9 protein-coding genes are annotated in these 11,123 nt (G+C 60.9%); 7 read left to right on the forward strand and 2 right to left on the reverse strand.

Annotated elements, in window-relative coordinates:
• Positions 1–39 precede the first annotated feature (39 nt).
• From ACX80D_RS05205 to ACX80D_RS05230, 6 genes are all read left to right on the forward strand, one after another.
• Complete coding sequence (locus tag ACX80D_RS05205) at positions 40–1,752, forward strand: FAD-dependent oxidoreductase (RefSeq protein WP_459321579.1); 1,713 nt, start codon at positions 40–42, stop codon at positions 1,750–1,752.
• Positions 1,749–2,573 carry an alpha/beta fold hydrolase gene (locus tag ACX80D_RS05210; RefSeq protein WP_459321580.1) on the forward strand — a complete coding sequence of 275 codons (825 nt, stop codon included), beginning with the start codon at positions 1,749–1,751 and terminating at the stop codon, positions 2,571–2,573. Before ACX80D_RS05205 ends, ACX80D_RS05210 begins: the two co-directional genes overlap by 4 nt.
• Positions 2,570–3,733, forward strand: a complete 1,164-nt coding sequence (locus ACX80D_RS05215) for an acyl-CoA dehydrogenase family protein (protein ID WP_459321581.1) — start codon at positions 2,570–2,572, stop codon at positions 3,731–3,733. The genes ACX80D_RS05210 and ACX80D_RS05215 overlap by 4 nt, the downstream gene beginning before the upstream one ends.
• Before the next feature lie 29 nt (positions 3,734–3,762).
• Entirely contained in the window at positions 3,763–5,568 is a 1,806-nt protein-coding gene (locus ACX80D_RS05220; protein WP_459321582.1) for an AMP-dependent synthetase/ligase, read from the forward strand.
• Positions 5,569–5,610: 42 nt separating this feature from the next.
• Positions 5,611–6,333, forward strand: a complete 723-nt coding sequence (locus ACX80D_RS05225) for an acetoacetate decarboxylase family protein (protein WP_459321583.1) — start codon at positions 5,611–5,613, stop codon at positions 6,331–6,333.
• 206 nt (positions 6,334–6,539) lie between these two features.
• Entirely contained in the window at positions 6,540–7,145 is a 606-nt protein-coding gene (locus ACX80D_RS05230; protein WP_459321584.1) for a class I SAM-dependent methyltransferase, read from the forward strand.
• Positions 7,146–7,149: 4 nt separating this feature from the next.
• Here the strand turns inward: ACX80D_RS05230 and ACX80D_RS05235 are convergent, their stop codons facing one another.
• Positions 7,150–7,830 (reverse strand): HAD-IA family hydrolase, encoded by a 681-nt coding sequence (locus ACX80D_RS05235; protein WP_459321585.1) that lies wholly within the window; start codon positions 7,828–7,830, stop codon positions 7,150–7,152.
• A gap of 748 nt (positions 7,831–8,578) precedes the next feature.
• On the opposite strand from ACX80D_RS05235, the gene ACX80D_RS05240 reads away from it, so the two are divergent.
• On the forward strand, positions 8,579–9,280 hold the full coding sequence (locus ACX80D_RS05240; protein WP_459321586.1) for a GyrI-like domain-containing protein: 702 nt from the start codon (positions 8,579–8,581) through the stop codon (positions 9,278–9,280).
• Positions 9,281–9,299: 19 nt separating this feature from the next.
• Here the strand turns inward: ACX80D_RS05240 and ACX80D_RS05245 are convergent, their stop codons facing one another.
• The gene (locus tag ACX80D_RS05245; RefSeq protein ID WP_459321587.1) at positions 9,300–11,105 is read right to left on the reverse strand and encodes an acyl-CoA dehydrogenase; all 1,806 of its coding nucleotides are present in this window, start codon (positions 11,103–11,105) and stop codon (positions 9,300–9,302) included.
• Between the last annotated feature and the right edge of the window lie 18 nt (positions 11,106–11,123).

Raw genomic sequence — 11,123 nt, forward strand, 5'->3', positions numbered from 1 at the left:
GCTATTGGCAAACTGTCAACAATAGGATAGTTTGGCCGCATGAACGACTATGACGTCGTGGTGATCGGCTCCGGTTTCGGCGGGAGTGCGGCAGCCCTGCGCTTGAGTGAGAAGGGCTATCGTGTTGGCGTCCTTGAAGCCGGCCGGTGGTTCAAAGATGATGAACTCCCGCAAACGTCTTGGCGCCTGCGTCGCTATCTGTGGCTTCCGGCTGCGCGTTGCTTTGGCATCATGCGGATGACGTTGCTGCGCAACGTGTTGATTGTCAGCGGCACGGGCGTAGGCGGCGGATCGTTGGTTTATGCGAATACGCTGTACGAGCCTTTGGATGACTTCTACCGTGACCCGCAATGGGCGCACATCACCGACTGGAAGTCTGAGCTTGCGTCCCATTATGACCAGGCCAAGCGGATGCTGGGCGTCACAACTGCTCGCGATACAACGGCTGCCGACGACCTGATGCGCGAGCTTGCTGCGGAGTACGGTGTGAGCGAGACGTTGCACCCCGCCGAAGTCGGTGTCTTTTTCGGCGACGGCCCCGGCGTTGCCGCCGCTGACCCCTTTTTTGGAGGCATGGGGCCTGCGCGGAACGGGTGCACCGAGTGCGGTGCGTGCATGACTGGCTGCCGCGTTGGGGCAAAGAACACCATCGTGAAAAACTATTTGCCGCTCGCTCAAAGGGCGGGCGCCAACATCCATGCGATGACAACGGTGACTGATGTTCAGCCCATTGCCGGTGGTCGCTATCGCGTCAGTGGACACGTTACGGGCAACCCGCTCAAGCGGCGCAGCTACACCGCAGAGCAGGTGGTTTTCGCTGGTAACGCCCTGAATACTCAGCGTCTCTTGCACCGACTCAAGGAACGCTCACTCCCGAGGCTCTCGCCGCGCTTGGGGGAGCTCAGCCGGACTAACTCCGAGGCTGTCTTGTCAGCACGCTCGAGTGCCGCGGATGCCGACATGACCCGCGGAACTGCAATTACGTCGTCGTTCTATCCGGATCCCCAGACGCACGTTGAACCAGTCAGGTACGGCCGTGGTTCGAGTCTGCTGGCGCTGTTGAACGCGCATCTTGTAGATCCGGTGGAGGGGATTGAGCGCTGGCGGGCGGCGGTGCAGACGTACCGCAAACTCGGGTGGCGTGCCGCGCTGCGGATGCACTCGGTGTCCGGATGGGCCGAGCAATCGGTCATTGTGTTGGGCATGCAGTCGCTGGATAACTCGCTGAGCACGTATCTGAAGCGTGGACTGTTCGGCCGGCGTATGACCACACGGCAAGGTCGGGGCGAACCAAATCCCGAGTGGATCCCTACCGCGCACCGAGTGGCTCGTGACCTCGCACAGCGCGTCGATGGACTTGCGGGCGGCTCATCGGCTGATCTGATCGGCATCCCGATGACCGCTCACTTCATTGGAGGTTGTGTCATTGGCGCCTCCATCACCGAGGGCGTAATTGATCCGTACCAGCGCGTTTTTGGCTACGACGGGCTACATATTGCCGATGGCTCCGCGGTCACGGCTAACCTCGGGGTGAACCCGTCGCTGACCATCACGGCGCAAGCTGAGCGGGCCATGTCCTTCTGGCCTAATAAGGGCGACGCCGATCCGCGTCCACGCCTTGGCGAAACGTATCAACGCATCGACGCCGTCGCGCCGGCCCATCCCGTAGTGCCCGAGACCGCTCCCGGCGCACTACGTCTACCCGTGCGGCTCCCAGTGCCCGTTGTCCGACCAGAACCCGGCACCTCATGAACGCCGCGGTGCACGTAGGCGGTGCGGGTGAGGACGTTGTCCTCTTGCATGGCCTAGGTTCCCGCTGGCAGATTTTTGAACCCATCATGGGTGCTCTCGAACAGCAACACCGCGTACACGCCTTCGATCTCCCAGGGTTCGGGGCGCAACCCTACGATTCCTCGCTGCGTGCCGGGACGGCTGGTCTTGCCGACTGGGTCAGCGAGCAACTCCAAGCCCGCGGCATCCTCGCGCCGCACATAGTTGGCAGCTCTATGGGAGCCGGAATCGCGTTGGAACTGGCTCACCGCGGCATCGCCGGACGCGTTACCGCATTCGCGCCCATAGGGTTCTGGAACGCCGCCGAGTGCCGGTGGTGCGTGGGACTCTTGAGCGTGCTGCGCACAGCGGCACGGGCGTTGCCGCGACCACTCGGGGCTGCGCTGCGTACCCGGGCCGGCCGTGCTCTGCTGCTGTTCCCGTTGTTCGGACGGCCCACTCGCGTTGACCCGCAGGCGGCCATGGCTGATCTCAAAGCGCTGGCATCCTGCGATGGTTTTGGCCCTGCCCGTGCCGCATTCCGTACGCAGCACACCATTGCCGAGGCCGACGGCGTTCCCACCACCATCGTGTGGGGGCGCCGTGACATGGTGCTCCCCGCCCGTTCCCAGTCGCGCCGGGCACGCCGGACGTGGAGGAGGGCTCACCATGTGCTCCTTCAGGGCTGCGGTCACCTCCCCTTCTCCGATGACCCGGAGCGTTGCGTGGCCCTGATCCTTGAGCAGCTTCCTCGCACTGTTTCCGCCACGGGCACCCCTTCTCCAGACAAGGACACCAGATGAAGAGCACTTTTTACACCGAAGACCACGAGGCGTTCAGAGAGAGCGTGCGCGAGTTCCTGCGCAGGGAAGTGGAACCGCACTACGCAACGTGGGAGGAAGAGCACCTCATTCCTCGCGATGTATGGCTGCGTGCGGGAAGTCACGGCATGATCGGGCTCGCTGTGCCCGAGGAATTCGGCGGAGGTGGGGAACCTGATTACCGTTATAGATTCATCTTTGCCGAAGAGGTAGCACGCACGGCGGTGACCTCGTTCGGCGTTGGGATTGGTCTGCAAGAGGATATCCTGATCCCTTACATGTTGGATCTGGCCACTGAGGAACAGAAAAAGCGCTGGCTCCCGGGCATGGTCGATGGCAGCATTATCGGTGCCATCGCCATGACCGAACCTGGCACGGGCAGCGATCTGCAAGGCATCCGCACCACGGCCGTGCGCGACGGCGAAGAATGGGTGCTCAACGGTGCCAAAACCTTCATCACCAGCGGCATCCACGCAGATCTCGTGATCGTGGTAGCCAAAACCGATCCGGAAGCAGGCTCACGGGGTTTTAGCCTGTTCGTTGTGGAAACCGGCGATCCAGGATTCTCCCGCGGGCGCCAGCTCGAGAAGATCGGGCTGAGCGCCCAAGACACCGCCGAACTCTTCTTCACGGATGTCCGGGTGGGAGAAGATCGCCTCCTCGGAAAACTCGGTGGCGGCATGCGGTACTTGATGGAACGCTTGCCCCGAGAGCGGCTCTCCATCGCCGTGGCAGGGGTGGCGGCATCCGAAGCAGCTCTGCGGTGGACACTGGAGTACGTCCATGAGCGCACAGCCTTCGGCCAAAAGATTGGTGATTTCCAAAACACCCGGTTTGTTCTTGCCGAACTCGAGACGGAGACTGACGTGACTCGGGCCTATGTGGAGAAGGCCGTCCTGGCCCTGAATGAGGGAGAGCTCACGGCCGTTGAAGCGTCCAAGGCCAAGTGGTGGGCTAGTGAACTGCAGGTGCGCGCCACCAGCCGCTGTCTCCAATTGTTTGGCGGATTCGGCTACATGCTCGAATACCCCATCGCGCGCGCCTACAGGGACGCGCGCATCCAGACCATTTACGGCGGCACCACCGAAATTATGAAGGAGATCATCGGCCGCGAACAAGCCGCCCGCTACGCCACCAAGTAGTTCCTGCCCGGCCCCACCTAGGAGTGAGAATGACCGAGATAATTGACACCCAATTCCTGCAGCACCTCGCGCCGTCGTTGGGGGTGGTGTTACGACGACGAGTGGAGAGCACACCGCATCACGAGGCCTACCGCTACCTTCAAGGAACCAACTGGGTGTCGGTGACGTGGGCTGAGGCCGCCACCGAGGTCTATGAGGTGGCCGCGGGCCTGCTCGCCCTGGGGCTGGCTAAGGAGGACCGGGTCGCGATCGTCGCGAACACCCGTTACGACTGGCTCATGTCCGATCTTGGAGTGATGTGCGCCGGCGGTGCCACCACCACGATCTATCCGACGACGTCGGCGCAGGACGCCGCGTATATCCTGGCCGACGCTGGGTGTCGGTTCGCGATCGTCGAGGACGCCGAACAGTTTGAGAAGATCACCTCCCATTCGGGCAACCTGGAAACGATCATCTCGATGGATGATGTTCCCGGCACTATGTCCCTTGCCCAAGTGCGTGCCCTGGGCCGCGAACACCTCGCCGAGGTTCCAGACGCGGTGACGGTAGCGACGGACGCCATAGCTCAAGATGACCTTGCCACGCTCATCTACACCTCGGGCACTACGGGCCGCCCTAAGGGCGTGCGGCTCACGCATCATTGCTGGGTGTACGAGGGTGAGGCGCTCAAGGCGCTAGGTTTCCTGCGAACCGACGACGTCAATTTCCTCTGGCTGCCCATGTCCCACTCCTTCGGCAAGGTGATCCTTTCGGCCCAGCTCGCCGTTGGCTTCACGACGGCGATCGATGGCAGGGTCGATAAGATCATCGAGAACTTGGCTGTCATCAAGCCCACTTTCATGGGTGCTGCTCCGCGAATCTTTGAGAAGGCCTACGGCAAAATTCTTTCCACCCAGGCGGCAGAGGGCGGCCTCAAGGAGAAGATCTTCAACAGCGCTTTCGAAGCAGGGGCGGAGTACGAGCGCCGCAAGGCGACGGGGGAACGCATCGGCACTGGTTTAGCGCTACGCCACCGGCTCTTTGACAAGCTGGTCTTTGCCAAAGTGCGTGAACGCTTCGGAGGTCGTGTGAGGTTCTTCATCTCCGGCTCCGCGCCACTGAACCGCGAGATTGCAGAATGGTTCAATTCCGCCGGGATCCTCATCATCGAGGGGTACGGACTCACCGAAACCACCGCCGGCGCCTTCTGTGGACGGCCCGTGGACAACAAATTTGGCACAGTGGGGCGGGCCTTGCCTGGATCTGAGGTGCGCATCGGTGCAGAAGGTGAGATCCAGCTGCGCGGACCCCACATCATGTCCGGCTACAACAAGCTCCCCAACGAGAGCGCAGCGGCCTTCACCGACGACGGCTGGCTGCGCACAGGTGACCAAGGTTCACTGGACTCCGAGGGCTTTCTCACCATCACGGGGCGCATCAAGGACCTCATCAAAACATCCGGCGGCAAGATCGTGGTCCCGGGCGCGGTAGAGGCCACGTTCAAGGCACTGTGCCCCTATGTCAGCCAGATCTTGGTTTTCGGTGACACCCACCCGTACTGCGTTGCACTGATCACCCTAGACCCCGACTCCATTGCGGCATGGTGCAAAGAGAACGGAGTGAGCGCAACGAGCTATGCCGAGCAAGTTGCGTCCCCCGAAGTGCACGCGCTGGTGGAAGGCTACATCGGGCAACTCAATGAACGTCTCAACAAGTGGGAGACCATCAAGCACTGGAACATCCTGGACACTGACCTTTCCATTGAAGGTGGAGAGCTGACACCGTCCATGAAGGTTAAGCGCGGTCTTGTGGAGCTTGAACAGTCCCAACGGATCGAGGCCATGTATGCGAGTTAACGGAGCGCTCGCAGCCAGAACTGAGCGGAGCGCGCCGCACCCATGACGCCGTCGTCCCAGCCGTCGTTCCAGAACATGAAGGCGGGCAGGTGGCACCACGATCGTGAGGGTGTTGCCTACCCGCCTGAGCCGTGGTTGCTCGGCGGCGACTTTGCTGTAGCGGTATTTCTGGTGCCGGTCCGCGAGATTCCTACCGAGGTGATGGCACAGCTACCGGAAGGCTCTCGCCCCCTGGCCGTGGCTGGCCGCGCTGTGGTTGGCGTGAGCGCAGTGCGCTATACGCCTGGGGGAGTACTCGCCTACGACGAGCTGCTCGTGGCGCTACCAGTGGTGCACCAAGCTCGCCTCGCGGTAACTATCCCACAGATTTGGGTGAGCTCTCCGGCGTCGCGCGCTGGTGGGAGAGCGCTGTGGGGAATCCCTAAGGAGCTCATGGATACACAGCGCCGCAGTACCGGACGCCTGGTGCAGGCGCTCTACCGTGCTGAGGACCGCACCATCCTCGCGGAAACGAGCGCGAGAGTTCGCAGGAGTATCCCCGGTATCTGGAACCTTCCGCTCCCCACGGTGCAGCGCGCGGGGGAATCCTTCGGCCATCCCGCCACGTTCATCCGGTCCTCGAACTCAGTGCGGGGCAGGCTGCATCTGGCGCACACACACTGGATGTTCGGATCCTCGTTGTCCTGGCTCCAAGGCCGCAGTCCTGTACTGGGCGCCGCTATTACCCGTGCTTCTGTAATTTTTGGTGCTCGCGTGGAGCGTTGAGCTGAGGTGAGCCACGTTGAGTCGGCGCAGCCCTCGCCGTGAAGGCGCTGGTGTGCCTGGATAGAGTGCGGCAAAGCAGCAACAACTGCAAGCTCGAGGCTGGTTTTGCTCTAGCGAGGCGTTTGGCGGAGCGACATACTTGTTCAGCACAAGCTCTACATGGTTCCCACATAGTGACTGGAGCTTTCACGCCGAGGAGAAGTGCCATGGTGAATTACATTCGGGCTTATCGTCGCTACGGCAAACGAGATACACCCTGGGAACTCTACGCCAAGGCTTCCGGGGAGCACATCACTGAGGTGTTCGAGCAGGAGAGTCAGGGGCGGGTCGAGCCTTTGGGTCGGGCCTTGGATCTCGGGTGTGGGCGTGGCACCTACAGCACCGGGTTGGCTCAGCTGGGGTGGGACGTTACTGGAATCGATGCCTCTCCGTTGGCCATTGAAGCGGCCCAAGCTCGGGGCGATTCATCGGTGCGTTATGTGGTGGGCGATGTAACGCAGCTTTCCTTCGCGGAGCTGGGTAGCTTTGATCTATTTGTAGATATGGGATGCTTCCAAGGTCTGAACCGCAACCAGCGTCGCGATATGGGGGAGGGAGTATCGGCGCTGGCTAACCCCGGCGCCAGCTTGTTGATGTTCGCGTTTGGGTGGACGCGTTTCCGAGCCATGATCGAAGGAGTATCCCAGGCAGAGATCGAAGAGGGCTTCCCTGGCTGGGAGATGCTCAAGGTCTGGCCAGCGCCCACGGCAGGACTGGGTTGGCCCATGGACCGGACCTCCCCACAGTTCTACCTGATGCGGTACGCTCTATAGCCCTCTAATTCAGGGTGATTTGAATCCGGCCATCGCCAAGAACCACGGCGTTGACCGCGGACAAACTCGCCACGATGTGATCGGCGTCGAGCTCGGATGCGGCGCTTGTTCCCGCCACAGCCAAGGTCAATGCACCGGCGGCACGTCCTGAGGCCAGCCCGGCTGGGGCATCTTCCACCACGAGGCAGCGATTGATGTCCACTCCGAGCCGGCTGGCACCTAGTAAAAATGGCTCAGGGTGAGGTTTGCCGTGGGTGACGTGATCAGCAGTGACCATCAGTGCTGGCTCAGCGATGCCTGCCGCATTCATGCGCGTCGTAGCCAACCCCTGCGTGCAGGAGGTCACGATGGTCCACGCCCGGGCCGGCAGTGACGCCAGTAGTTCCCCGGCGCCTTCCTTACGCACCACGCCGTCGGTATCGGCCATCTCCAAGGCCTTGATCAGTTCGAAGGCTTCTGCTTGCCTCTGTGCATCAATAACCTGTTCGACGAGTGCCTGTGCCGGAACCCCATGAGTGCCGTAGCTGAAGTTCTCCAGGCCCATCGTTTCGCCCCACAGGCGCCAAGCACGTTCTGTGGCAGGGGTTGAGTCAATGAGTGTCCCGTCCAGATCGAACAGCACGGCATCAACTATGAAACGTCGCGGTGAACTATTTGGGCCGGGGAAAGCATCGTGATCTCTCATGGAACCACCTTAGCTGTGTGGCCGGTTGGGATGCCTCGGCTACGTAGCGTGATGAGTAACCCGGCAATGATCAAGCCCTGGCCCAGCGTGCATGTCACCATCACCAAGGGGCTGGTCCAATCCGGCATGAGATCGGTGACAAAGAGACGGAAGGCCAAGATGGTGTCCGAGGAAAGGAGGAAAGGAGGAAGGCACCACCAATCAGAATGAGCCGATGGCAGCGTGAGGCTAGGACCGCCGTGTAACCAAGAGTTACTCCGTAGATTGCCACGGCCATTGCCACTGCCACGGCCACGGCTATGCCGCCAGCCCGAGGAGCTAGGACAAGGAGCAGGACAATCCACCGAGGGCATAGACAAGAGCCCAGAGGGAGAGTGGCCTCAGGATGAAGTGGCGCCAAAACGCTCTCAGGTAGCAAAGATGGGCTAGTCCACAAGGAGTAGTGCGAAGCCTCTCCGGTCGATAGAGCCGAAAGCACCCCAGAGTAGGGCGAGGGCTAAGGCTGGCATGAGCAGCAGTTTGCTTGGCTGTGCTGCGGCAGAGCCACCGAGGGACAATAGGGCAACGTGGACCCAGGAGATGACGGTATAGGGAACGAACCCCAACCATAGCCGCTTAGCGCGTTACACGAGAGAGCCGGTGAGTGGAGTTCCTGATGCAGCGTGCATGATTCTTCGGGGGAGATTTTGTTGTCTGCTCATCCTAGACTGGCATCAGATTATGGGGGCCGTGACAAGGGGAGCGAACCGTGGATAAATACGATCTGAAGAAAGCGCATAGGCAGCTGTACGCGCCCACCGCCCGGGAATTCTCTCGGGTTGACGTGCCGGAGTTTCAGTACCTTTGCATCGAGGGCCAGGGGAACCCCGGCACTGCCGCAGCATATAGTCAAGCGCTCGAGGCCCTGTACGCCGTCTCCTATGCCTTGAAATTCCATAGTAAGAACACGCTGGGCCGCGATTATGTTGTGGCGCCCTTGGAAGGACTTTGGTGGGCCAAGGATATGGATGTCTTCATCGCCCGGGATAAGGATGCTTGGTCCTGGACCATGATGATCAATCAGCCAGACTGGATTACCGCTGCAATGGTGGCTGTCGCAGTGGAGAAAGCAGCTGAGAAGAAAGAATTGCCGGGTCTAAAAAAACTTCAATTCGAAAGTATGTTCGAAGGATCGTGTGTGCAGATTCTGCACTATGGCTCCTATGACGATGAAGGCCCTGTCCTCAAGCGTCTCCATGAGCAGTATTTGCCGGAGGACAATCTGGAATTCAACGGCAAGCACCATGAAATCTACTTGAGTGACCCGCGCCGCACTGTTCCGGAGAAGTTGAAAACCATCCTTCGCCAGCCTGTGCGGCCTCGCGCTGGATCCCCGGTGAGATCCACTGCTGCGCTCGCAGCCAGCAGGGACACCGCTGGCTGCGAGCACTTTGCCGATGAGAGCAAGTGAGAGATCAGAGCAGGTGAGGTTAGCCGCTGACCTTGCTGGACTTGCTGGCATTACCAGCGAGCTGATGAGCGTCCAAAGCGAATAGGTCCTCGGAACCGGCGGTTGCAGCGCCTAGCAGGCTCGCGCACTGCGGCAGCAACTGCTGGGCGTAGAAGCGAGCCAGCACCAACTGATTGTTAGCCAGCTCGGCATTGCTGGTTTTTGCCGCTGCAACGGCTGCTCGTGCCAGCATCCAGGCGCTCGTGCACAAGCCCCACATCCGCAGGTACGGTGTGGAGCCTGCTAAAACAGCGTTGGGGTCACCCTGGCCCGTGCGGAGCATCCAGTGTGTGGCAGTTTCCAAAGCGGTGAACTGGCGCTCGAGCTCCTCGCGGATACCGTCAAAGTCAGAACCGGCCGCGGCCAAATCCGTTTCCACTTCGCGCATGGTGGCTAGGAACTCAAGGATCGAGGCTCCGCCGCGGATTCCTAGCTTGCGTCCCACCAGATCGGCGGCCTGAATGCCATTGGTACCCTCATAAATAGCCGCAATGCGAATATCGCGCACATGCTGAGCTGCGCCGGTCTCCTCGATGAAGCCCATGCCTCCGTGGATTTGCAGGGCTAGCGAGGAGAGTTCGTTGCCCATGTCGGTGCCGAAGGATTTGCAGATGGGCGTCAGGATGCCCACGATCTCATCTGCTCTGGCCCGCACGGCCGGATCTGGATCGTTGGAGCTCTTGTCCACGTAGCTGGCATCCAAGAGCATCAAGTAGCGCAGGGCTGCAATACTGGCCCGCTGGGTCAGGAGCATGCGCCGTACGTCGGGGAACTCAATGATGGCGGAGCTGGCATCTGTGGCGCCGATGGCCCGGCCTTGTTGACGCTGCTGGGCGTACTCCAGTGACTGCTGGTAGGCGCGCTCGGCGAGGGCCAGGCCCTGCGCGCCCACACCAAGGCGAGCGGCATTCATCATGACAAACATGATCCGCATGCCCTTGTTCTCTTCGCCTATCAAATACCCGGTGGCGTTCTCGTAGGACAGCACGCACGTGGGGGAGGCGTGGATGCCCATCTTGTGTTCCAGTGAGAGCGTCTGAACGGTATTGCGTTCGCCTAGTGACTCGTCGTCATTGACAAGATACTTGGGCACAATGAAGCAGGAAATTCCGCGCGTGCCTTCGGGAGCTCCTGGGGTGCGGGCCAGTACCAGATGGACAATCTGTTCGGCCATGTCGTGATCGCCATAGGTTATGAAGATCTTCTGTCCCGTGATCGCGTAACTGCCGTCGTCGTTCTTGACTGCCCGCGTGGTCAAAGCGCCCACGTCAGAGCCGGCCTGCGGTTCGGTGAGGTTCATGGTGCCGGTCCACTCCCCGCTCACCATTTTAGGTAGGTAACGGTTTTTGAGTTCCTCATCGCCATAGTGCAGCACCGCATCGATGGCACCTTGAGTCAGCAGAGGGCAGAGAGAGAATGCCATGTTGGCGCTGGTGAAGATTTCTTGGATGGCGAGGCCTATGGTGCGCGGAAACCCGCCTCCACCGAACTCCTCTGGTAGCGGCACCGAGCCCCAGCCGGCGTCCACGTACTGCTGGTAGGCCTCCTTGAAGCCGTCCGGGGTGACCACGGTTCCATCAGCTTGGAGCGTGGATCCTTGGAGATCGCCCTGCCTGTTCAGGGGCGCCACCACCTGGGCCATAAACTCTCCGCACTGTTCAAGAAGCTCGACGGCGGTGTCCAGATCGGCGTGTTCGTAACCTGGCAATGTGGCGATGTCCGGGTAGCCCACAACGTGCTCGAGGGCGAAGGCTATATCTGCAATGGGAGGCTGGTATTGGCTCATAATCGCCAGCGTACCGTG

It is taken from the genome of Arthrobacter sp. Sr24 (assembly GCF_054511175.1).